Source organism: Sphingobacteriales bacterium (assembly GCA_016719635.1).
Lineage (GTDB): Bacteria > Bacteroidota > Bacteroidia > Chitinophagales > JADIYW01 > JADJSS01.
In genome coordinates this window covers 111217-135241 of sequence record JADJYT010000002.1, presented here as the reverse complement: position 1 = coordinate 135241, position 24025 = coordinate 111217, and the positions used below count along the sequence as shown (strand labels likewise).

At 41.2% G+C, this 24025-nt stretch carries 25 protein-coding genes; 13 read left to right on the top strand and 12 right to left on the bottom strand.

Annotation, left to right across the window (positions count from 1 at the left end; genetic code table 11):
* Positions 1–389: 389 nt before the first annotated feature.
* Positions 390–899: a transcriptional regulator gene (locus IPM95_04840; protein MBK9328642.1), complete on the top strand. Its 510-nt coding sequence runs from the start codon at positions 390–392 to the stop codon at positions 897–899.
* A gap of 310 nt (positions 900–1209) precedes the next feature.
* Here the strand turns inward: IPM95_04840 and IPM95_04835 are convergent, their stop codons facing one another.
* The 6 genes from IPM95_04835 to IPM95_04810 all read right to left on the bottom strand — a co-directional run bounded on the left by IPM95_04835 (position 1210) and on the right by IPM95_04810 (position 4832).
* A complete protein-coding gene (locus IPM95_04835) occupies positions 1210–1713 on the bottom strand; it encodes a YkgJ family cysteine cluster protein (protein ID MBK9328641.1) in 504 nt (167 codons plus the stop codon).
* 34 nt (positions 1714–1747) lie between these two features.
* The gene (locus IPM95_04830; GenBank protein MBK9328640.1) at positions 1748–2086 is read right to left on the bottom strand and encodes a translation initiation factor; all 339 of its coding nucleotides are present in this window, start codon (positions 2084–2086) and stop codon (positions 1748–1750) included.
* Between the two features lie 36 nt (positions 2087–2122).
* On the bottom strand, positions 2123–3022 hold the full coding sequence (locus tag IPM95_04825; GenBank protein MBK9328639.1) for a diacylglycerol kinase family lipid kinase: 900 nt from the start codon (positions 3020–3022) through the stop codon (positions 2123–2125).
* Between the two features lie 184 nt (positions 3023–3206).
* Complete coding sequence (locus IPM95_04820; protein ID MBK9328638.1) at positions 3207–3590, bottom strand: hypothetical protein; 384 nt, start codon at positions 3588–3590, stop codon at positions 3207–3209.
* 3 nt (positions 3591–3593) lie between these two features.
* A complete protein-coding gene (gene nadC, locus IPM95_04815; GenBank protein MBK9328637.1) occupies positions 3594–4445 on the bottom strand; it encodes a carboxylating nicotinate-nucleotide diphosphorylase in 852 nt (283 codons plus the stop codon).
* A 54-nt stretch (positions 4446–4499) separates the two neighbouring features.
* Positions 4500–4832: a DUF4783 domain-containing protein gene (locus IPM95_04810; GenBank protein ID MBK9328636.1), complete on the bottom strand. Its 333-nt coding sequence runs from the start codon at positions 4830–4832 to the stop codon at positions 4500–4502.
* A gap of 166 nt (positions 4833–4998) precedes the next feature.
* On the opposite strand from IPM95_04810, the gene IPM95_04805 reads away from it, so the two are divergent.
* From IPM95_04805 to IPM95_04785, 5 genes are all read left to right on the top strand, one after another.
* Positions 4999–6510 carry a 2,3-bisphosphoglycerate-independent phosphoglycerate mutase gene (locus IPM95_04805; protein ID MBK9328635.1) on the top strand — a complete coding sequence of 504 codons (1512 nt, stop codon included), beginning with the start codon at positions 4999–5001 and terminating at the stop codon, positions 6508–6510.
* Positions 6507–7121: a hypothetical protein gene (locus IPM95_04800; GenBank protein MBK9328634.1), complete on the top strand. Its 615-nt coding sequence runs from the start codon at positions 6507–6509 to the stop codon at positions 7119–7121. The genes IPM95_04805 and IPM95_04800 overlap by 4 nt, the downstream gene beginning before the upstream one ends.
* Before the next feature lie 32 nt (positions 7122–7153).
* On the top strand, positions 7154–8452 hold the full coding sequence (gene hisS, locus IPM95_04795) for a histidine--tRNA ligase (protein MBK9328633.1): 1299 nt from the start codon (positions 7154–7156) through the stop codon (positions 8450–8452).
* Positions 8453–8500: 48 nt separating this feature from the next.
* Positions 8501–9481, top strand: coding sequence for a redoxin domain-containing protein (locus tag IPM95_04790; protein ID MBK9328632.1), 981 nt, complete (start codon positions 8501–8503; stop codon positions 9479–9481).
* A gap of 90 nt (positions 9482–9571) precedes the next feature.
* Positions 9572–10564, top strand: a complete 993-nt coding sequence (locus IPM95_04785; protein MBK9328631.1) for a hypothetical protein — start codon at positions 9572–9574, stop codon at positions 10562–10564.
* Between the two features lie 276 nt (positions 10565–10840).
* On the opposite strand, the gene IPM95_04780 is transcribed toward IPM95_04785, so the two are convergent.
* A complete protein-coding gene (locus IPM95_04780; GenBank protein MBK9328630.1) occupies positions 10841–11152 on the bottom strand; it encodes a hypothetical protein in 312 nt (103 codons plus the stop codon).
* A gap of 155 nt (positions 11153–11307) precedes the next feature.
* Here IPM95_04780 and IPM95_04775 point away from each other — a divergent pair, with 155 nt between their 5' ends.
* From IPM95_04775 to IPM95_04760, 4 genes are read left to right on the top strand one after another with little or no spacing between them, the layout of a single operon-like run.
* The gene (locus IPM95_04775; protein ID MBK9328629.1) at positions 11308–12411 is read left to right on the top strand and encodes a hypothetical protein; all 1104 of its coding nucleotides are present in this window, start codon (positions 11308–11310) and stop codon (positions 12409–12411) included.
* A gap of 42 nt (positions 12412–12453) precedes the next feature.
* Positions 12454–14043, top strand: coding sequence for an FAD-dependent oxidoreductase (locus IPM95_04770; GenBank protein MBK9328628.1), 1590 nt, complete (start codon positions 12454–12456; stop codon positions 14041–14043).
* Positions 14044–14058: 15 nt separating this feature from the next.
* Complete coding sequence (locus IPM95_04765; protein ID MBK9328627.1) at positions 14059–14574, top strand: hypothetical protein; 516 nt, start codon at positions 14059–14061, stop codon at positions 14572–14574.
* 35 nt (positions 14575–14609) lie between these two features.
* Positions 14610–16121 (top strand): magnesium chelatase, encoded by a 1512-nt coding sequence (locus IPM95_04760; GenBank protein ID MBK9328626.1) that lies wholly within the window; start codon positions 14610–14612, stop codon positions 16119–16121.
* A gap of 39 nt (positions 16122–16160) precedes the next feature.
* On the opposite strand, the gene IPM95_04755 is transcribed toward IPM95_04760, so the two are convergent.
* From IPM95_04755 to IPM95_04740, 4 genes are read right to left on the bottom strand one after another with little or no spacing between them, the layout of a single operon-like run.
* A complete protein-coding gene (locus IPM95_04755) occupies positions 16161–16736 on the bottom strand; it encodes a peptidase dimerization domain-containing protein (GenBank protein ID MBK9328625.1) in 576 nt (191 codons plus the stop codon).
* Positions 16717–17610: a M20/M25/M40 family metallo-hydrolase gene (locus tag IPM95_04750; protein MBK9328624.1), complete on the bottom strand. Its 894-nt coding sequence runs from the start codon at positions 17608–17610 to the stop codon at positions 16717–16719. Before IPM95_04750 ends, IPM95_04755 begins: the two co-directional genes overlap by 20 nt.
* Positions 17611–17622: 12 nt before the next feature.
* Positions 17623–18132 carry a chalcone isomerase family protein gene (locus IPM95_04745; GenBank protein ID MBK9328623.1) on the bottom strand — a complete coding sequence of 170 codons (510 nt, stop codon included), beginning with the start codon at positions 18130–18132 and terminating at the stop codon, positions 17623–17625.
* A 28-nt stretch (positions 18133–18160) separates the two neighbouring features.
* The gene (locus IPM95_04740; GenBank protein MBK9328622.1) at positions 18161–18751 is read right to left on the bottom strand and encodes a thymidine kinase; all 591 of its coding nucleotides are present in this window, start codon (positions 18749–18751) and stop codon (positions 18161–18163) included.
* Between the two features lie 51 nt (positions 18752–18802).
* Here IPM95_04740 and IPM95_04735 point away from each other — a divergent pair, with 51 nt between their 5' ends.
* Complete coding sequence (locus IPM95_04735; protein ID MBK9328621.1) at positions 18803–20212, top strand: hypothetical protein; 1410 nt, start codon at positions 18803–18805, stop codon at positions 20210–20212.
* A 37-nt stretch (positions 20213–20249) separates the two neighbouring features.
* Here the strand turns inward: IPM95_04735 and IPM95_04730 are convergent, their stop codons facing one another.
* Complete coding sequence (locus IPM95_04730) at positions 20250–21470, bottom strand: hypothetical protein (protein MBK9328620.1); 1221 nt, start codon at positions 21468–21470, stop codon at positions 20250–20252.
* Positions 21471–21593: 123 nt separating this feature from the next.
* Between IPM95_04730 and IPM95_04725 the strand changes: the two genes are divergently transcribed.
* Both IPM95_04725 and rfbB read left to right on the top strand, forming a co-directional pair.
* Entirely contained in the window at positions 21594–22901 is a 1308-nt protein-coding gene (locus IPM95_04725; GenBank protein ID MBK9328619.1) for a nucleotide sugar dehydrogenase, read from the top strand.
* Between the two features lie 4 nt (positions 22902–22905).
* Complete coding sequence (rfbB, locus tag IPM95_04720) at positions 22906–23958, top strand: dTDP-glucose 4,6-dehydratase (protein ID MBK9328618.1); 1053 nt, start codon at positions 22906–22908, stop codon at positions 23956–23958.
* Positions 23959–24025: the final 67 nt, after the last annotated feature.

The following is a 24025-nucleotide window of genomic DNA, read 5'->3' as shown; positions in this document are numbered from 1 at the left end:
CGGATGAACTAAATATCATCTTCTATGAAAATGATGACTCTGAGTCTAAATCTAATCAACCCGGTCTTGAATTGGCAAAGCTGCTGAGTAAGCGGTCATTTAGTTGAGTAAAAGGCAAAAAAAAGCCCGGGCATTGCACCCAAGCTACACGCAACTAAGAATTATTAAAATCACTATGATTGTTAGAAGAAGAGGTTAATCATAGTTTTATGGTTTGTTTATGGTAATTTTTTCTTCTTCAATGTTACGTGGTATCTTTGATTTAAATCAAGTAAATGAGTAAGCGGTCGTTTTGAGTGAGAATTCGGGATAAATATTGATTAAATGGATTTTGTACTCAAATTTTCAGAAGTTATTGAAAGTTATAAAGTAATGATTATATTTGAGATATGAATGTAAAAGAAGCAAAACGGCAGTTTGTGCAGGCGTGGGGTGCCCTCGGCTCGCAATGGGGAATCAATAAGACGATGGCGCAGATACATGCGCTGATGATGGTCTCCGGAGAAGAACTCAGCACGGAGGATATCATGGAAGAGCTGGCCATTTCGAGAGGAAATGTGAATATGAATATCCGCGAACTGATTGACTGGGGATTGGTGAGCAAGGTGTTTAAACATGGGGAACGCCGGGACTACTTTGTGGGAGAGAAAGATGTATGGAAGATTGCGAAGCAGGTCGCTAAAATCCGAAAAACGCGTGAACTGGACCCGATACTGAAGCTACTGGAAGAAATCAAACAGATAGACAATCTTCCCAAGACGGAGGAAATGAAACATTTCCAAAAGATGGTGAAAGATGTGCACCGCCTGGCGTTGAATGTAGACAGGCTGATAGAAGGCATTTTCAAAGCGGAGGAAAACTGGTTCTGGGATAAGATTCTAAAATTGTTTGCGAAATAAAATTCTAATAAGAATTAACCTTGCCTGCAAATGCTGTGCAGACAAGGTCGTTTCCATGGTTAAGTGGTTTTCCTAGTTTTATGGTTTCAGTTGTTTATGGTTTTTGTTTGTTTGATGCTGTAAAGGTATATCCTGTATCTCGATGATATGGAATACGGTGAGTAAATGGAAAAATCAGTGAGTGAATGGAGTTTAATTCTAAACAGGCGCTTGTATTTTAGGTCAGGCAGTCAATGCGTAGGGTATCCGTCATTGCCCTTGTCGGTCAGTAATCATCCGTAAATAGTCAGATTTTAAACAGAAAATCGTTTCAGTCGGAAAGCAGGGTAGCCTGTATGTTATCCAGTATTTTCACTACAGCCGGGCAGATGCCGGCGTTGGTAACCGTTAAATCCAGGATATGGTGCATTTTCTTTCGGTTGGTATGCGGATATTCCCGGCAGGCATTCGGACGAACATCATAGATGGTGCAGTAATTATCCTTTCCCAGAAACGGGCAGGGGGTTTGGTTGAAAACCAGGTCGCCTTCTGCATCGCGGACAACATATTCCACCATCATCCTTTTTACAGGAATATTCAACGCTTTACTGATGCGATTGATGTCTTCATTCAGCAATAACGGCGGTGTGGTTTTGCAGCAGTTGGCACATTGCAGGCAGTCTGTTTCTGCAAATACCTCTTCATGTTGTGTGTGAAATAATTCGTCGACATCAAACGGTTTTAATTTCTTTAACTCCGTAATTAATTTCTGATGCGCTTTCTTGTTTTTCAGGGCATTGGATGCTAACTGTTTTATGTCCTGTTCCAGATTCATTGTTTTATACTTCCACCGGAAATTAAATTATCCATTATTTCAATTTTACCTTATAGCCTTCTTTTTCCAGCAACTCCTTAATTTTTTGTTTAAAGTCACCTTGCAGGACGATTTCTCCGTCTTTAGCGGAGCCGCCCACACCGCATCTGGTTTTCAGCAGTTTGGCCAGTATTTCCAGGTCTTCGGCTTTGCCGATATAGTTTTGAATCAAGGTGACGGTTTTTCCCTTGCGCTGTTTAGAGTCTAAGGATACATAGAGCAATTGCTTTTCCTTAGGAAGTGTTTCTGCTTCCTCACCACCCTGAATGCTGTAGTTGAAATCCGGATTGGTGGAGTACACCGTTCCCAAACGCTCTTTCCAGTTTTTTGTCATATATAGCTTTTTGTTACGATTCCTTACTTTTTATTCCTATATCTTAAAATCCTTATCCACCATAAAATTCAGTGCATGTTTCTTACAGGTAACTTCTATATAATTCGTTTGGCCTTTATAGTCGCCGTCCATTTGTATGCTCTCAATTTTATCCGCTCTGATTTTCAATACCTTATTCACCCGGTAGGATTCAATCATGGGCTGTGTGGAGATATCGCCGAAAAAACATTCATAAATTAACTGCGGTACCTGTTTTCTGTCAAAATCCTTGACTAGGGTGATTTCAAATTTACCATCGTTCAATATGCTGTTATGTGAAAATTCCACATTGTATCCGAGTTGCCCGGTGGAAGTGATGAGTACCGTAAAGGCAGTGGTTTCAATGATAGGTTCGTTGTCGATTTCAATCGTAAAACGGGGCAGCTTGTAGGTAAAGGCGGTGCTCAGAACGCCGGTTAGGTATGCACCCACTCCGCGAAACGGAATCTTATTAAACTGTTCCACCACCTTGGCATCATAGCCGATACCGGCCGTCATAAAAAAAGGCTGTCCGTTCAAAATCAGTGCGTCGATTTTAAACGGCTTTCCCGTATTGAGCAGTTGTATGGATTGGGCAACATCAATCGGAATATTCAATTTACGGGCATTGGCATTTCCGGAGCCGGTAGGAATACTCGCCATGATAACGGGTTTATTCACCAATACCTGCCCCACCTCATTTTGTGTTCCGTCGCCTCCGGCGACGGCGATAATATCAATATTCTCTATCAGTGATTGCTGTGCAATCTTGATGGCGTGTCCGGCATACCGGGTAGTATAGATATCATAATCAAACTTTTGTAAATCCAGGTTTTTTTTCACCAGTCGCTCTGAAAAACGGCCGCCTAAAGTAGTGCCTGATTCGGGGTTAACGATAAATCGTATTTTCTTTTTCATGATTTCTTTTGTTGTAAAGAGATTTCCGTTCTGATTTTACGGACATAAGTTAGGGTGCACCGGCCTTTTCGTATTCTGAAACAATCGAACGGATGTTTTCAATAATGTTATTCTCGACAATGGCAGAGGCTTTGTCGAATTTATTTGTTTTCTTACCGGTCATCCATTTTATGACTCGTCCGTTTTAAAAAAAATAACTCACTTCTTTTTTTTCGGATTTCTGAATGTCAAATTTGGTATCGGTGATGGGAACATTGTATGTATAATATTCTTTGAGTACAAAATAAGGTTCACCATTTTCCAGATAGTCGCGGATGATGGTTTTTCCGGTTTCAGAAGGGTAAGTCTCTGTAATTAGCCGTATAGTATTGGGCTCTGACGTATAGATTTCAATTTCTTTTTTTTCAGCATCCGCAGGGCCTGCAGTTTTGAGGCTGGCTTTTTTGAAATCGCCCAGGTGGGTATTCACATATTCGGTCATCGTTCTGATGCGCAGTATGTCGTTTTCTCCCTGAGAAAAGGATACGTTAAACATCAGCGTGAATAATACCAGGATACAGGATTTCATACATTAATTTATTTCTGCTTTTAAACTCAGGTCAAGACTTTTTACGGAATGCGTCAATGCACCCACAGAAATAAAATCGACTCCTGTTTCCGCAAACGAACGGATGGTATCCAGCGTAATACCTCCGCTGGCTTCTGTTTCAAATTTTCCATTGATAATCTGGATGGCCTCTTTTACCAGTTCAGGCGTAAAATTATCCAGCATAATCCGGTCAATACCGCCGCATTGCATCACTTCTCTGACATTATCCAGATTTCTTGTTTCCACTTCAATTCTTAGATTCAACGCATGGGCTTTCAGGTATTCGTGTACTTTCTGAACAGCCTTTGTGATACCGCCGCAAAAATCGATATGATTGTCTTTCAGCATAATCATGTCATACAAGCCGAACCTGTGATTGAATCCGCCGCCCACAGTGACTGCATATTTTTCCAAAAAACGAAGATTGGGCGTTGTTTTTCGAGTATCAATCACTTTGGCAGAAGTGTCTTCAACCGCTTTTACATATTCACTCGTTCTGGTTGCAATCCCGCTCATGCGCTGCATACAGTTCAGTACCAGCCGCTCCGCAGTCAGAATGGAAATCGCACTTCCATAAACGTGAAAAGCGACGTCACCGTATCGGACCGCATTGCCTTCCGAGATATGGATATCCATCGTCAGGTTCGTGTCAACTGCCCCAAAAACAGCTTTTGCCACATCAATACCGCATAAGATGCCATTATCCTTTACCAGTAACCGTGCTTTGCCCTGCGTGTCCTTATCAATGGAGGCTAAAGAAGAATGGTCTCCCTCGCGAACATCTTCGTGGAGTGCGTTTTCAATAAATTGACGGAGTTCTTGCTCATTTATCATAGTCAAAAGTAATAAAATTTTCCAACCACTAATTACTGATGACATCTGTCAGCACTATTCCTTTTCAAAACGGATTTCCTGAATATAATTGACACCGCCGGATTTTTTGATGTAGATGTAGGTTCTGTAAGTGCCTGAATTAGTTTTTAAACTCCCAATGGTATATTGAGCGCCGTCCGGAGAGGTGCCTTTATGCAATACATTGAAATCACGGGTTGAAAATTTTCCTAGAAAAGATTTCAGTATCATCTCCGCCTGAATATTGCTGTAGTTATCGGCATTCTCTTCAATGGTGATATCTACCCTTTTATCAAAGTTTTTAGCAATCGAAGCGGCGTTTCCTGTTTTTATGGCTGCCGGAATGGAAGAGGTGATGTCTTGCGCCAATACGATTGAACTAAAAAGTAAACAAAATATAAATATTGATATTGGCTTGAAAACCTTCATAAAATTGTATTTTCGTAATTCGTAGCGCACATTTTGTGCCAAAGAATGTCTAAAAATAGAAAAATTTTATAAAAATTAACACGTGGAGTCTAAACAACCAAAAGCAATGTTAATAATTATGGATGGTTGGGGCATTAACCGTAACCCTGCCTCCAGTGCCATTGAAGCGGCCAATACACCTTTTACAGATAGTTTATACCTGAAATATCCAAATACCGGATTGCTTACACATGGTGCCTATGTAGGGCTGCCGGATGACCAGATGGGCAATTCCGAAGTCGGACACATGAATTTAGGCGCCGGCAGAGTGGTTTATCAGGATCTGATGTTGATTAACAGAAAGGTGCAAACGGGAGAATTGGCGGAGAATGAAGTCTTAAAGGATGCTTTCAAGTATGCCAGATCCAACAATAAACAGGTGCATTTTATGGGACTGGTGTCGGATGGAGGAATACACTCTCACAGCAGTCATTTGAAGTCATTGATAAAAGCAACAAAAGAAAACGGCGTACAAAAAAGTTATGTGCATGCTTTTACTGACGGCAGGGATACCGACCCCAGGAGCGGACTTAAATTTCTGACAGACCTGGATGATTTTTGCAGAAATACACCGACAAAAATAGCTTCGATCTGCGGCCGGTACTACGCCATGGACAGAGATAAGCGTTGGGAGCGTATAAAACTGGCGTATGATTTACTGCTGAACGGAACAGGAGAAAAATTTCAGGATGCTGTTTCAGCTATAAATGCCTCTTACCAAAATGAAGTAACGGACGAGTTTATAAAACCGGCAGTCATCGTCCATGAGAGCGGTGAACCTTTAGCCACCATTCAGTCAGATGATGTGGTGATTTGTTTTAATTTCAGAACAGACAGATGCCGGGAAATTACCACTGTGCTCACGCAGCAGGATATGCCGGATAACGGTATGTATACGATGCCTTTGTATTATGTAACAATGACCATCTACGATGAGAAGTTTAAAAATGTAAAAGCTATTTTCGGGAAAGATAATATACCGGATTCACTGGGGGAAGTCATATCAAAGAATGGACTCACTCAATTGCGGATTGCTGAAACGGAAAAATATCCGCATGTGACATTTTTCTTTTCAGGTGGAAGAGAGGACCTGTTTGCCGGCGAAGAACGCATCATGATTCCATCTCCCAAAGTGGCCACGTATGACCTGCAGCCGGAAATGAGCGCGCAAGAGGTAACGGATGCCGTCATAGAATACATGGATAAACAGGAGCCGCATTTTATATGTCTGAATTTTGCCAACACCGATATGGTAGGACATACCGGTGTGTTTGGTGCGGCAATCAGGGCTGCAGAAACGGTAGATGCCTGTGTGGGGCAGGTGGTGACGAAAGCATTGGAAAAGGATTATTCCATCTTCCTGACGGCGGATCATGGAAATTCTGATTATATCGTCAATGAAGACGGAACACCCAATACGGCGCATACCAAAAATATAGTCCCTTTATTTTTGATAAGTAATCATTACAAGAATCCTATGCAACCCGGGAAACTGGCCGATATTGCACCAACGATTTTAAAGGTAATGAAACTCCCCGTACCGGAAAAAATGGACGGAACGGTATTAATAGGAATATGAGCATCAGTAAAAATAGTATCGGTATGTTTTGCAGGTCTTTTATCTGCAAGGTGGATGACAAACAATTGTTATTTATGCTCTGTATTCTTCTTATATATTCCTGCAATCATACAGAACAAGATGCTTCCGCCCTAGCCGTAAATTATTTTGACATAACAACCCTGGTGAAAACGGATGTAAAGAATAATACATTAAACAACTGCCGAGAAGAAAAATCAGTGTACCTGAATGCCAATAAAGAAACCAGACTGCTGGATTCCATTGACTGGAAGAAAGAGCTGGAACCTTTGATGGATTGTGATATCAATAAACCGGCATGGAAGGGCAGGTTTTTTGCCGATACGGTTAAAACAACCGTTTCCGGTATTACTTCCGTCCAATACAGGGCGCTTTCGGAAAAGGTAAATGTGAAATCCATGATCATCGAGATGAGGCAAAATGAGATACAGCGCATTTATATCACCAAGAAAATCAACTCATTTATTTTTTCATCTGTGCAGATTATAGAATATTTTCCGGGAAAGGGGTTTTCCATACGCGGAGAACAAAAAGCAATCCTCATGAGGTCATTCGATCTGAATGTGGATGTTAAATATATTTGTACCAAATAAAATCTAATACCAATCGTAATTTACTTTTTGAAATGATACAGCCAAGAACGTTTAAAGGAGCCAGGGATTTTTTACCCGAGCAGATGCTGCACAGGGAACGCATCTTGCAGGTGATGCGGGACACGTTTAAAAAATACGGGTTTGCCCCTCTTGAAACTCCTGCTATTGAATATCTGGATGTGCTGACCGGTAAGTATGGCGAAGATGCCGACAGGTTGATCTACCGGCTGAATTATAAAAACGGCAGCAAAGACGAAGCTGCGCTCCATTATGATTTAACGGTGCCTTTTTCGCGTGTGGTGGCCATGAATCCAGGATTGACATTGCCATTCAAGCGCTACCAGATACAGCCGGTATGGCGTGCCGACCGGCCGCAGCCGCACCAGGGAAGGTTTCGGGAATTTTACCAGTGTGATGTCGATTGTGTAGGCAGTACTTCTGTCGTGATAGATGCGGAGATGGTGGCCATTACATATGAAGTACTCAGCCAGCTGGGATTCACTGATTTTCTGATAAAAATAAATAACCGTAAGATTTTGAACGGCCTGGTTCGTTATATTGGCTTAGATGAAAGTTTTACACAGGAAATCTGTCGTTCCATCGATAAGCTGGATAAGGTGGAATGGCGTGAAGTGGAGAAGGAGTTGTCGGAAAAAAATATCAGTGCAGATTCCATTATGAAACTGGAAGATCTGATGGAGAAGGAACTTACGTTGGATCATTTAAAATACGAATTAAAAGACATTGATATTTGCCAGGAAGGAATTGTGGAATTAAATCAGCTGTTTTCAATATTGGACACGTTAGGTATTCCATCCGGGTTTTTCAAATTTGACATTTCACTGGCCCGTGGTTTGGACTATTATACCGGGCCCATTTTTGAAACCAAGCTGCCAGCGCATCCACATATCGGTTCTTTAACAGGGGGGGGGAGGTACGATACGCTCATTGGGATGTTTACAGGGAATGAAATGCCTTCCGTGGGTACAACTTTGGGACTGGACAGGATTTTTACGGCGATGCAGCAGCTTAATTTACTGGAAGACGTACGAACATCCACCAAGGTTCTGGTCGGCAATTTTGGTGAAGCGACATTGGAAGCATCTTTAAAACTGGTAGCTGCACTCCGGAAAAACGATATCAATACCGAGTTTTATCCGGAAAATGCAAAAATGAAGAAGCAGTTTGCCTATTGTGATAAGAAAAATATTCCATTTGTCTGCATCATCGGCGAAACAGAACTGCAGGAGGGTAAAATTGCGCTGAAAAACATGAAATCCGGTGAGCAGACGGTTATTACATTGGCGGAATTGCTTGATTTTCTGAAATAATAGGTTTCTGTTAAACAAATTTACGCTGTTGCTGTTGATAGTTTTATCATGAGCATGATACAGCATAAAGATTCAAGATCGTTTAAGGTACTGTTATACATTGCAGGGGTCTATCACCTGCTTTTGGGGCTTTCCGTTGTCTTTTTTCCGGCATTTTTCTTTCGTTTATCCAATATGGCATTTCCCAATTACATGGAGCTCTGGCAGGTGATTGGTTTTTATACGTCTATCTTAGGGGCGGGTTATCTTCTGGCTTCATCGAGTCCTGTTCGTCACTGGAGAATAGTCTTACTTGGTTTTATCAACAAGCTGATCATAATCCTGTTTTTTCTAAACAGTGTCTTGCATCACACTGAAAACTCAATTATTTTCAAGATGATTGTACTGAATCATATCATCTGGCTGTTTCCGTTTTCATGGATTCTGTATAACGCATACAAGCTGCAGTATTTACTCGATAATGAACTTATACGCATGAATCATCTCTCTACGGATGAATTGCTCGAAATGTTTATTACAAACAACAATCATACGGTGGTTGAGCTGGCAGATAAACAACCGGTGATGTTGATTTTTTTAAGGCATTTTGGTTGTACTTTTTGTAAAGAGACTTTATATAACATCAGGAGATATAAAGATAAGATAGAACAGGAGGGCACTAAAATAATTGTGGTGAATATGCTGGACGAAAAAACCGGCTTGCAGGAACTGGCAAAACATAATCTATCCGATGTTGAATACATTTCAGACCCGGAGTCATTGTTATATAAGGCATTTAAGCTCAAAAGAGGGACTGTCTCACAGTTGTTTGGGTTTAAAGTATGGGTGAGAGGACTCTATCTGTGGTTAACGAAAGGTGCTTTTGTAACATCACCTGACGGAGCCGATGTGTACCAGATGCCTGGTATTTTCTTAATCTATAAAGGTGCTGTCGTCAAACAGTTTATCCACCGGTCGGCAGCGGATAATCCACCCTATCTTGAGTTGGCTTCCTGCAAACCCTGCATATCTGCCCCGGCCGGAAACTAATCTTATCTTTTGTTAAGGTTTGAAATCCCTGCAATATTTCTTCCATACATTTGTTTTAAATGGTGTATTTTTAGTTATTAAATATAAAACATGAAAAATGTATTCTCTTTTCTCCTGCTCCTGTCACTGTCAGTAACAACAACTCTCTTTGCCGGAAATGTGCAGATAACGGTCAGGTTGAAAAATGGCGACGTGGTTACCGGTAAAGCGGCATTGTCCAAAATTTCGATTGTAAATCCTTACGGTACATTGAACATCCCCGTAGAAAAAATAACCAATATGAAACTGGGAATCCCGTCCGATAAAACAAAAGACGGTGCGGTGTTGCCTGATTTGAATAAACTCCAATCCGTTAAAACGGAGGAAGAGGCAAAGCCAATTTATGAAAGGCTCCTTGCTTATGGAACGCCTGTATTATCCTCTGTTTTGACTTTTACCCAAAATCCTTTTTATAAGATATCCGATTTGGATAACTACACGATAGAACAGTTGACAGATGAACTGTATAAAAAAGCCAATTTGCCTTCCGGGCAATCCATCAATGATGCCGTTTCTTTTGATGGTGTCAATACCATTGAAGGCTCTATCGCATTTTCGGAGGTTACGATTCAGTCCGAATACGGGACCCTGACATTCAAACGGGAAAAGATTGAAAGCATGGATATTTCTACCATTGATGAGAATGCAATCGTAGGTGACGGGAACTATAAATTAAAGGCGAATTATTACATATCCGGAAATGAAAATAACAAAGGCTGGCTGAATACAGGGGTAAGCGTAATAAACGGCGATAAATTCAGTATTTCCGCAAATGGAAAGATAATTTTGAAAAGCTTATCCGGAGGCACATATGGCCCTGACGGCTATTTGAGCGGTGTCAAAGATGCTGCCTATTCTGACGGAATGGAAATTAAATATGGTTCATTGGTGTATAAGATTGGTGAGAATGGTGTGACACAACCTGTAGGTTCCAAACTGGAAGGCACCGCCGCAGAAAATGGCAATATCTATATTTCCATCTATGAAACGGTGTACGACAAGACCAATACCGGTGCATATAACGTGAGAGTATTGAAAAAATAAATAACAGACGGCAGCTTGTTAAATGCTGCAAAAAATGTGTGAGCGTTTCTAATCAAAATATCCAAATGTATAATACAATCCGGTACCTACAAAATTATTTTTAAATCTAAAGTCATGTGTATATTGCACATGCACGCCGATACTGTGGTGATGTGTATAAAAGCGTAGTCCTGTTAAAGAGATTATTCCATAATCACTCTCTCTGGATGATCCCGATGTACTCAGAATATAATTAAATCCTGCTCCAAAGTATCCACCGATAGTACTGTTATGTTTTTATTTCTTAAATGCACCATGACCAAAATACATTAAAAGTGTTGCCGGCAATTGCAGCTGAAAAAAGTTACCTTCCGTCGGATGAAATCTTGCGCCAATCGCAAGAGGGGAAGCAACAGAGAATGATATGTTGTCCTTTATGCGAAAATTAATTCTGGGCATATAGTGTATATGCGGTCCATAGCTTGTTGGCTGTCCGGTGTTATTGTTACGGATTTTAGACCAGAAGCCTAAGCCAAGATCATGCATAAAATCAGCTGAAAATGAATATTGCCATATCATAAGGGAAATACTCAATACTAATCTTTTCATTTTTTCTTTTTTACATAAACAATTAGGATAAATTATGGTTCAATCCCATTGTTTTTTCAATATTCTGATGGATAGTGCATGCATGTGAATCCTAAACATTAATCTATTGCCGGTGTTTTATATTGGATAATTTTTTAACTTCATACATTATTCAAATGTTAGGTTACCGCTTCACCAAATATATTCCCCTTTTAGATTCGCAGTCTGCTGATTTTGATAAGCTGTTTAATGTACTCCGCCAATTGCTGACGTATACTTCCGGGGATGTGAGAGAGGGGCTGGAATGGCTGACCGATTTGGATAAGCAATACAACCTTACCAATAACGATTACGGGTTAGGAGACTTTATACGTGATTTAGTGGATAAGGGTTATCTTGAACAGGAAAATCCACGAAGTGATGCATTGAAGATAACTTCCAAAATGGAAAAGACGATACGTCAAAAATCACTGGAAGATACTTTTGGAAAAATTAAAAAGTCAAAACGCGGTAACCACAAATCTACTTATGGCGGCAACGGCGATGAACCGACAGGCGACGTTCGTCCGTATCAGTTTGGCGATAAACCGGAGCAGATACTCATGACAGAATCCTTACGCAATGCACAGATCAATCACGCATCAGAGGATTTTCTGTTGCGGGAAAGCGACCTGGAAGTGATGGAGCAGGAATACCAGGCACAAACTTCCACGGTGCTGATGATTGATATTTCCCATTCCATGATATTGTACGGGGAGGACAGGATTACTCCGGCTAAGAAAGTGGCCATGGCACTGAGTGAGCTCATCATGACACGCTATCCGAAAGATACGCTGGATGTAATAGTGTTTGGTAATGATGCCTGGCAGATACAAGTGAAAGATTTACCTTATTTGCAGGTGGGGCCATACCACACCAATACCGTAGCCGGTTTGGAGCTCGCCATGGATATCTTACGCAGACGAAAAAATTCAAACAAACATATTTTTATGATTACGGATGGAAAGCCCACCTGTCTGAAGGAGGGGTTAACCTATTATAAAAACAGTTTTGGACTGGACAGGAAAATTATCAATAAATGTTACAACTATGCCGCACAGTGCAGGCGGCTGAATATTCCCATTACCACCTTTATGATTGCAAAAGACGCCTATCTGCAGCAGTACGTGCATGAATTCACGGAAATCAATAAAGGAAAAGCGTTCTACACTTCCCTGGATGGGTTGGGGGATTTTATTTTTGAAGATTACGAACGCAACAAAAAGCGAAGAGTAAGATAGTTCTGATTTTTTTTGTAAATTGTCATAACAAAAACCAAAATTATGGCAACTTTCAAAAGCCCTTTACTCAACAGATTGCAGCGTCAATCCAAAGTTTATCTTTCCGGAATGGATAATGAGGAATGGGAAGAAAAACAATATTATTCCAGAAGAGATTTTCTAAGCAAGTCTGCAAGAGCAAGCGCCGGAATCGCTATTGCAGCTTCATTAACAGGCATCACCGCCTGTCAGTCAAACAACGGCAAAAATAACGGTGCCAGCACTTCCGGTTCAGCCTTTAAACCTAAAGTGGCCATTGTCGGTGCCGGGATAGCCGGTTTAAATGCCGCTCATTATCTCAAAAAATCAGGTGCCGTCCAGTATGAAATATTTGATATGCTTAAACGCTGCGGTGGGCGTATGCATACCATTGCCGAGTTTTTACCCGGCATTACACTGGATATAGGCGGAGAGTTTGTGGATACAGGGCATAAAGAAATGCTGCATTTGATTGAAGAGTTTAAGCTGGAGATGAATGATTATGCTGCAGACCCGTTACACAAAGGTGAAAACAGGGAATGGTATATCATAAACGATAAAAGATATACCATGAAGCAGGTGTTTAATGAGTTTAAGAATTTTCTTCCTCAAATAGAAAAAGATGCCATATCCTGCGGGGATAATTATGATACACCCGATGCGGTTCGTTTGGACAGGCTGACTTTAGATGAGTATTTGGCAAGGCTGGGCGTGTCGGGTTGGCTGAAAGAATTGTTGCGCGCCTCCTATCTGTCAGAATTTGGACTGGATTTGCAGGATAATTCAGCATTGAATTTCATTGACATACTCGGTGTAAATGAAAATAATGAAGTGGAACTGTACGGAGACAGTGATGAACGTTATTCCATCAAGGGCGGGGTTGTTTCGCTCATCAACGAACTGGCCGCTGCTGTGGGTAATATTCATCTCGAACATCAGTTAGTGGAAATCAATAAAGCCAATTCAGGCTATTCGCTCATCTTTGCAAATGGTAAATCCGCCTATGCGGATTATGTTATCCTGACCACACCTTTTTCTGTGTTGAGGGATGTAACGATAAATGTGGAAATGAGCAAAACAAAGAGACGGGCCATTAAGGAACTGGGTTACGGGCAAAATGCTAAATTATTCTTAGGGTTTGAAGAACGCATCTGGCGAACCAAACATAAGACGATAGGTTATCTGTTTAATGATAAGATTCACAACGGCTGGGATAGTTCATTCGGGCAGAATGAAAATGAAGGACCGGGTATTTATACGGTGTTCTTAGGGGGGGAAGATGCCGTTTATATGGCGGAAAATAAAAAGGATACAGAGCAGTTTGTGAATAGGTACCTTCCGATTCTCGATAAGATATATCCGGGTATGAAAAATAAATTCAACGATAATGCCGATATCGCGTGGTGGCCGAAGTCAAAAATCATTAAAGGGTCGTATTCTGCCTTTTTCCCGGGGCAATGGACGGATATCATGCCGTACATCAGTGAGCCTGTCGGAAATATCCTATTTGCCGGGGAGCACTGCAGCGACGAGTTTCAGGGATTCATGAACGGAGGTGCGCAAACAGGGAAAGACGTCGCTTTATCTTTATTAAAGAAAATTAAGGCAATATAATTGTAATTTTGTTGCATGATATCACTGCAGCCCGAATTAATTAACCTTCTTCAATTGGCTTATTCTGCTGAACGTGCCGCTTCATTTGCCTATAAGGGGCATGCAGGTGCTGTGAATGTGCTAGAGGATAAAACCAGGATAAAAGAGATTGAAAACGATGAATGGCAGCACCGGGCGGAGGTACTCAGGATCATGCAGGAATATGAGGTTCGGGTTTCTGCGTATTATGAAATAAAATACTACCTCATTGGAAAGATTATCTGCTACAGCTGTTATGTCATTGGCTGGTTTATGCCCATGTATTTTGCAGGCAGGCTGGAAAGCGGCAATGTTAGCGAGTATTTTAACATGAAAGAATTATTCAATCAGTTGAACATTACCCGGCATGATGCCATTCTAATAGAAATGGGTATGAAAGAAAAGGAACACGAAGTGTTTTTCCTGTCAAAAATAAGATCGCATAAATGGCTGCCACTCTTCGAGAAAGTGTTTTCCTGGGGGAATAATAAAAGTTTAAATTCCATCCAATAAGTGTAACAAATCATCCAAATCGGTGTTTCAATCATATGCATACAATCATAACTTTAGGTCAGCTGAAAAAATCAGGCTATCAGACCAAATCTATTAAACAGGAATTGAGGGATAATCTTATTCAAAAACTGCAAAAGAAAGAAAAAGCATTTGAAGGGATTATCGGCTACGATACTTCCGTGATTCCGGATGTGGAGCGGGCGATTCTTTCCAAACATAATATCCTGTTGCTGGGTTTACGCGGACAGGCCAAGACGCGCATCGCACGGCAAATGGTCAATTTGCTCGATGAATATATTCCCGTTATTGCAGGCAGTGAAATACTGGATGATCCCTTGCAGCCCTTATCCCGTTATGCAAAAGACCTGATTGAAATCAACGGCGATGAAACACCGGTGGAATGGGTGCACCGCTCCCAACAGTTCGCCGAGAAGCTGACGACACCTTACGGAACGGTGGCAGACCTGATTGGTGATGTGGACCCGATAAAAGCCGCCACGCAAAAACTACACTATGCAGATGAAAGGGTGCTGCACTTTGGTATTATTCCACGGTGCAACAGAAGTATTTTCATTATCAACGAATTGCCGGATTTGCAGGCAAGGATTCAGGTGGCTTTGTTTAATTTGCTCGAAGAAGGAGATTTGCAGATACGCGGTTTTAAACTCCGCTTTCCCCTCGATATTCAGTTTGTATTTACCGCCAACCCAGAAGATTATACCAATCGCGGCAGTATCGTTACGCCGCTGAAAGACAGAATTGAATCCCAGATTTTAACGCATTATCCCAAAACCATTGAAGATTCCAAAGCTATTACAGCACAGGAAGCTCAGTTAAGCGATGAGCAGCAGCAGAGAGTTATTATCCCCGAGTTGATAAAAGACCTGATCGAGCATATCGCTTTTGCCGCCCGGGACAGTGAGTTTGTGGATGAAAAGAGCGGGGTGTCATCACGCCTGACCATTGCTGCGATGGAAAACCTCGTGAGTACGGCCGAACGTCGTGCCCTGCTGAATAATGAAAAACAGACGGTGGCCCGTATTTCGGATTTCGCAGGGGTTTTTCCGGCCATAACCGGGAAGATCGAGATGGTTTATGAAGGGGAACAGGAAGGTCCGATGCGGGTGGCACAGAATATTGTAGATAAGGCTATCCGCAATTTATTTGTACAGTATTTCCCCAATCCCACAAAACCCAGGAAAAAGAAATCGCAACAGAAGGAGACTACGATATACCAAACCGTACAAAGTTATTTTGAAGCGGGTAATGTCATCGATTTGCTGACTGAAGCTTCGGATGAAGTATATGCCGGCCAGTTGGATGAAGTGACCGGTTTGCGCGATTTGGTTTTAGGAAAAGTAATGGGGGTGACCAAACAGGACTTGAATATCTGGATGGAATTTATTTTACACGGCATGGCAGCCTATTCACTGTTGAGTAAATTCCAACTGGAGCAGGGAAATCAGTTTTCCGATATTACTTCCGCCATGTTTAACTTCAGTAAGGATGAAGAGATGGATGAAGATATGAAAGACTTGTTTAATTAACAGCCCCTCTTGTTCCAACTGATTTCAGTCTTTTCTGAACTATCTGCAGCTTCTCAGGAACTGCTCAAAAAACCAGAGTGAGTGCTGAAAACTTTTCTGACTTACACGCTCATCGATACCATGAAATCCTATCGGATCTTCCATCGGACTGAATTTAAGGATGTTGTCTGATACTTTATAAAAATACCTGGAATCGGTGGCGCCTACCAGCAGAAACGGAGCACTCAAGACATGCTCATAGCTTCGTTTTATAAGGCTGTCTACTTTTTTGAAGGCAACACTGTTTGCAGAGGCGGAAGGCGTACCTTCGGCAATATTGTTGTTTTTCACTTGAATCTCTACCCTGTCGTCATGTACGATTTTCTTTACCTGTTGAATAATAGCAGAAGCTGAATCGCCGGGAAGTAAACGGAAATTCACCGTTGCCTCAGCTACCGTTGGGATGACATTTTCCTTCATGCCGCTGTGGATAATGGTGGGAACTGCGGTTGTCCGGATCATGGCATTACCGCTGCCGCTTTTTGCATAATTCGATAGAATCATTTTTTTGAATAATGTTGGATTGGCCATGGCCATATTGCTGGGGAAACCCATTTCAGGGCCGACAAATTCCATAAAAATCTTTGGTGGATTCCACAAAACGCGCTTTAAAGGGATGTGAACGCAGCTCAACAATTGCTTTACAGAGTATATCCAAAGCCGTTTCATTATCCGGCATTGATGAGTGACCGCCATTTTTCGTGACCGTTAAATCAAGTGTAACATATCCTTTCTCAGCGGTAGCGATCAAAGCCACGGGTTTCTTTAATCCCGGTACTTTCTCTCTGGTCACAAATCCGCCTTCGTCCAGAATAATATCCGCTTTCACTTTTCTGGATTCCAGTAATTCGGCAATCTTTACCGCGCCTTTTTTACCGCTGATCTCTTCGTCGTGTCCGAAAATAAAATAAACGGTTCGTTCCGGCCGGTAGTTTTCTCGCAGTAACTTTTCTGCACTTTCCAAAATGGAAATGAGATTGATTTTGTCGTCTGTAGTGCCGCGTCCCCAAATGTATCCATCTTTGACAATGCCTGCAAACGGATCTACTGTCCACATCTCTTTTGTAGCTTCTTCAATGGGTACGACATCCTGATGAGCCATCAGAATATATGGATTCATTTGAGGGTTTTTGCCTTCCCATTTATACAGATAACTGTACCCGCCGATAATTTCACGGATTAATTTCTGATGCACCAGCGGGTAGGTTTTTTCCAGGAATTGCCTGAACTGGATGAACGGCTCCGCTTTCCAGTCTGCGGTGTCTCCAAAAGAGATGGTCTGAAACCGGATGGCCTGCTGAAAATGGCTCAAAGAACTATCCGTCAGGGCAGGCGCAGGATTTGCAGCCAGTTTGATTTGCTTGTCAGGAGCCGTAACGGTGTTGAACGTTATGATTCCAATCAGCAGGAGGAATCCGGCAAGGATGAGTAACATTATTTTTTGGAACATGGCGTTTCGGTTTTAGTGCCCGTTTAACAAGGCATGTTTGATTTTTATATCTTTCGGGGTTTTCCCCAGATACATCCCAAAGATGGTCTGTGCGAATAATTTTCCATTTTTATTATGGTAAATTTCCTTTTCGTTTTTGTAGAGTTTCAGTTCATGCTGAGTGGTGTAATGGATATCTATAATGTCTTTATACTGCACGCCGGAGGTTTCTATCACTTTTCTCAGATCCTCAATTAAATCTTTTTGTTTGTCATACAGGGCGCCTAATCCGTTTTTCATACCGCTTTGAATATTTTCACTTACTGCTTTTGAGGTGGCTAACGGCGTAATGATCTGCATGCGCAGGCTTCTGTCAATATCACTTTCAATACCCGCTTTTTCATCCCTAATCGGCTTTTCGGCATACATGGAAATGATATAGGTCTGTATAAAAAACTTGGAACGGATAGCGGCTCCGTTAAAGAAAAGTTCCTTATTGCCTAAGTGTATGCTTTTAGGTAATTCGATTCCAGCCAGTTTCATATCCTATAGCGTTATGATGAATGAATAATTAGTTCTTACCATGCTGACCTTCCATGCCTTTTGTAAAGCAATCCCTGCACCGCGGCTCATAGCTTTCTTTTTCCCCTAACAGCACTCTCGTATCACTCTCTACTAATCGATAGGAATGATTTGCCAAAGCACCGCAACGTACACAGATAGCATGAACTTTGGTGATGTATTCCGCTTTTGCGAGCAACGCAGGAACAGGCCCGAACGGTCTGCCCTGGAAATCCATATCCAATCCGGCAATAATGACACGCACCCCGTTTTTTGCCAGCTGTTCACAAACCTCCGGCAATCCTTCATCAAAAAATTGCGCTTCATCAATGCCTACCACTTCCACATCATTGGACAACAGTAAAATGTTTAGAGAACTGCTTACAGGTGTGCTCATGATCGTATTTGAATCGTGTGATACCACCTGTGTTTCATGGTATCTCGTATCAATCATCGGTTTGAAGATCTCTACTTTTAGGTTGGCGATTTTCGCCCTTTTCAATCTCCGGATCAGCTCTTCCGTCTTCCCGGAAAACATAGAACCGCATACCACCTCTATCCAGCCCGATTTAGACTTATTAACATTTGGTTCTAAAAACATTTGACAATTTTAAAATTTAGCTTATAATTTCACCTCAAATTACTAAAACAGATGGAAATAAGAAAAGCTTTGCAAAAAATAGAGAACTATTTAACGGTAGTTTCTAATTTAAACAAGACTATTTTGTCGGAAGGTACCATGTCAAGAGATGAATTGCTCCTGATGAAAAAATACCTGTATACCAGTATCGACAGAATCGAAGATATCGAACGCTCTTTAGTAATAAGCCAGAAAGAAGAAAATTCCTTTACTCCATCGGAAACAATAGAGGAAACATTTATCCCTAAAAAAGAAAAGGAAATCGTTCAGGTACAACAACAGTCTAATGTAGAGGAACTGGAAGCATCTCTCTCGAATGTGGAAGATATGACAAACTCAGAACTCCAGGAGGACATTGTAGCGGAAGCAATGGATCAGCTGGAATCACCTGCGTTAGATGAAAACAGACTGGAAATACCTCTGATGGAAAATGAAACGGAGGAACATATAACTGCAGAAGCAGCAACGATGGAGATTACACCACTGGTGGAAAGTATTATCAGGGAAGATTACGCTGTTAATGAAACGGAAGAGCATATCGTTGAAAAAACTGAAGTACTTCCTTTTGTGGAGAGCATTATTACGGAAGATTATTCCATCAATAAACTGGTTCAGGAGTCGGAAGGGGAGAAAGTGACCTTTGTTCAAAGTATCATTACGGAGGACTATGCATTGAATGAACGCACGGAAAACAACTTGGTGAACGAAACGCATGCCGTAGATAACATCATCACGGAAGATTATGCGGTTAATAAAGTGGAAGAGCCTGTCGTGATGTCTTTGGTAGAGGAGGTACGCGAAAATGCAGTATCTGATACAACTTTTGTCGGAAAATTAACGACAGAAGTCGAAAGTGTGCTGTCTAAATTTCAGGAGCAGAAACCACTTACTTTAGCCGAAGAATTGGCTGATAAGAAGAAAGAAGAACCTTTGTTGTTCGAAAAGTTTGAACAACAGAGCCAGCCTAAACTTTTTGAATTCTTTGAAGAAGAAAAGGAAGAACTGCAGGAAACTTTTTCATCAGCGCTTTCATCATTCCTTCCGGAAAATAACGGTAATTCTTTTGGTAACGAGTCTGTGCTGGTGGTAGAGCGAGAAGTGGAAACGGTCGTGGAAGAATTGACTCCGTCCTCTTTAAATGAGATTTTTAAACCTCAAACGGTTTTAGAAAATGTACATACCGCCATCAGCAAGACATTGAGTGAATCCATCGCATTGAACGATAAGTTTATTTTTGTGCGGGAACTGTTCGGAAACCAGTTTGCAGAATATGAAAAAGGATTAAAGCAGATTGATGCCTTGAATTCTTTCAGTGCGGCGGAAAATTTCTGTAAAGATAATCTGTGGAATAAATTCAATTGGGATACTAAAACAACTGCGGTGGATCGTTTTATGGATTTATTGCAGAAAAGATTCAATTAGAAGTCGGAATCTTATAAAAACACGCTCTATTCCCGCCCTACCGGCGGGAATTTTTTTGTGCTAAAATTTCGGCAATAATACGTCCGGAGGTCATTAATTGTTGCTCAAAATAGATACTCAGCCCGCTGTTTATTTCGGTCAGTTTTTTATGATCTAAAAGCCATTCAAGCAAAGTATCTTCCAATGTCTCGTAATTGCTGACCGGAAAAGCAATGTGCTGGTTTGTTAAACTGACAATTTCTTCGAACTTTATGAAGTTAGGGCCAAATGTTGTCGGAATACCGTATACGGCAGCCTCTGCAACATTATGAACCGTTTTGTCAAAACCGCCACCAATAAAAGCGATTGCCGCAAACCGGTAGGCATATTTTAGAATCCCTTTTTTATCCAGAAACAGAATTCGCGGATTGTTGTTTTTATGGATAAATGAACTGTATAGAGCCACATCATCCATGTCAGCTGCCTGACCGGCAGAAAATAATTTCCTTAATTCCACCGCTTTGTATTCGTCATAGTCATGCGGAGCAAGAATGATTTTTAGATTTGGAAATTCAGTGCGGTGTGACTGATAGAAGGAAGCGATATAGGACTCTTCCGTTTGCCAGCTGCTTCCAACAAGTATGACTTCCGCATCTTTGCAAAAATCCTCTAAAACAGAATCAGCAAAAGCTTCATTTCTGTTTGCCAATACCTGCTCCAGTTTGGTATCCCCATAAGTGGAAGTGTCGAATATTTTTGTAAAAAGCGGATAGGACCTGTCCAGGTATTTTTGGTAGATAAGTGACCGTTTCTGCCAATTCGGCGCATTAACTAAAAAAGCAGGAATCTCTTTTGTTTTGAGTTGTGAGAGTGTATTCCACCAGATTTCATTGCGGATAAATAATACAAAAACAGGACGAAGAAGCTGAATCAACCTGCACGCATTTTCTTTGGTGTCAATGGGGAAATGAAAAAACAGGTCGGCTTTACCGGAGTTTTTATAAAGTTCAAATCCGGAAGCAGAAAAAAAACTGACAGCTGTTTTTAGAGAATTATCCGTTGATTTTAATGATTGAAGGAGAGGGATGGCCTGTTCAAATTCACCGGCAGAGGCACAATGGACCCAACAATAGCTGCTGTGTGGGGTCGTTTTTTCGAATAATTCTTCCTGCCAATTCTTTCTTACATCCAGCCAATTTCGGGCTTTTTTGCTAAAAAGCGCTGCAAAACGGATGGCCAAATGGTAACATTGAATTAGAATCGAGTAACAGAATCCCATATTTCACAAAATTAGGCTTATAGGCGGACTATCGGAAATTAAGGCAAACTTATTATTTGTTAACCGTTTATACTGAAATATTTAACTGAAAAATTCGTATTTTTGCCATTTCGTACTCGTAAAATGTCACACGAACAGCAATATTTAGATTTATTTACCCGAAAAGAGAAGATAATAGGCGTATTGGGCCTGGGGTATGTCGAGTTGCCCATTGCCCTCGAATTAGCTAAAAAATTCAAAGTCATTGGCTTTGATATCAATGAAAAAAGGGTGGAAATGATGTCCAATCATATGGATCCCAGCAACGAACTGCCTGCTTCTGCCTTTGAAGGTTGTGATATTGTTTTTACCGCCGATAATGATGTTCTGAAAAAAGCAACTTTCTTCATCGTAGCGGTTCCAACGCCGGTGGATGAACATAATGTGCCGGATTTAAAGCCGTTGACCGGTGCTTCCAGAACGATCGGAAAAGTTATCAAGAAAGGAGATTATGTGGTCTTTGAGTCAACGGTATACCCCGGCTGTACGGAAGAAGATTGTGTCCCTGTTATTGAAGAGCTTTCCGGATTAAAATATAAAGAAGATTTCAAAGTGGGCTATTCCCCCGAGCGAATCAATCCGGGTGATACACTGCATACTTTAACAAAGATCACCAAGATCGTTTCCGGTTGTGATGGAGAATCGCTGGAAAATATTGCGGCGGTTTATGGTTCCATTATCGAGCCGGGTGTCTATAAAGCAGCTTCCATCAAAGTGGCGGAGGCTGCTAAAGTGATTGAAAATACACAAAGGGATTTGAATATCGCCCTGATGAATGAGCTCTCCCAGATTTTCAATTTAATGGATATCAATACCTACGACGTATTGGAAGCGGCAGGAACTAAATGGAATTTCCTGAAGTTTCAGCCTGGTTTGGTGGGCGGACATTGCATAGGAGTGGACCCATATTATTTAACTTATAAATCCAACGAACTGGGATATAAACCTCAAATCATCCTTAGCGGCAGAAACATCAATGATGGTATGCCGAATTATATAGCGAAGAAAGTGGTGCAGTTTTTGCTGGGAAAAGGAAAAAACCCATCTCAGTGCAGAGCCTTGATCATGGGGGCTACTTTTAAGGAGAATGTGACGGATATCCGAAATTCCAAGGTGTTTAATCTCTACAATGAATTGAAGGAATTCCATATGGATGTTGAAATGGTAGATGTGATGGCCGATGCCTGGGAAGTGCATGAAGAATATGGCGTTGAACTGAAAAAAGACACATCAGGGAAATACGATGTCATCATAGTGGCCGTTTCTCATGATGCTTATAAACAACTGGATGAAAATTATTTTAGTAACTTAGCAAATAAAGATGCTATTTTAGTCGATATAAAGAATATGTACACATCAAAAATATCCAATTTACAGCATTGGACATTATAAGGATATGAAGACAATTTTGATTACCGGAGGAGCAGGATTTATCGGGTCACACGTTGTGAGGCTGTTTGTCAATAAATATCCGGATTACAACATTGTGAATCTGGATAAGCTGACTTATGCAGGGAATCTTGAAAACCTGAGGGATATCGAGGACAAACCCAATTATACGTTTGAGAAAATTGATATCGTGGATGCGGAGCACGTCAGGAATCTGTTCTGTAAATATGCATTTGACGGCGTTATCCATCTGGCAGCAGAATCGCATGTAGACAGGTCTATCCTGAATCCGCTTGAATTTATCATGACGAACGTGGTGGGGACGGTTAATTTGCTGAATGCAGCCAGGGAAAGCTGGAAAGGAAATTTTGAAGGAAAAATATTTTACCATGTTTCCACGGATGAAGTTTATGGCAGTTTGGGTGAAACAGGATTATTTACAGAAGAAACATCCTATGACCCACGTTCGCCGTATTCTGCGTCAAAAGCCAGTTCCGACCATTTTGTAAGAGCGTATAACAATACTTATGATTTGCCTGTGGTTATTTCCAATTGTTCCAATAATTACGGCTCCTATCAGTTTCCGGAAAAATTGATACCGCTATTCATCAATAATATCAGTAACAACCAATCTCTTCCGGTATATGGCAAAGGTGATTATACCAGAGACTGGTTGTTTGTAGAGGATCATGCTGTCGCGATTGATGTTATCTACCACAAAGGAAAGGTAGGGGAGACCTACAATATCGGCGGATTTAACGAATGGCAGAATATCGACCTGATAAGGTTGCTGTGTAGGATAATGGATCATAAGCTGAACCGTCCGGAGGGTACTTCTGAGCAGTTGATAACTTATGTAAAAGACAGACCAGGACACGATAAGCGATATGCCATAGATGCATCCAAACTGGAGAACGAACTCGGCTGGAAGCCGTCATTGGTCTTTGAAGATGGGCTGAAAAAAACGGTCGACTGGTATTTGGCAAATGAAGAATGGCTGAAGCATGTTACATCCGGCGAGTATCTGAATTATTATAAAAAACAATACGAATTGGCTTGATATGACTTAAAGAATGACCTGTTTTCATGACGAATGGCTTTAAATGTATCCAAATAAAAGAAATAAC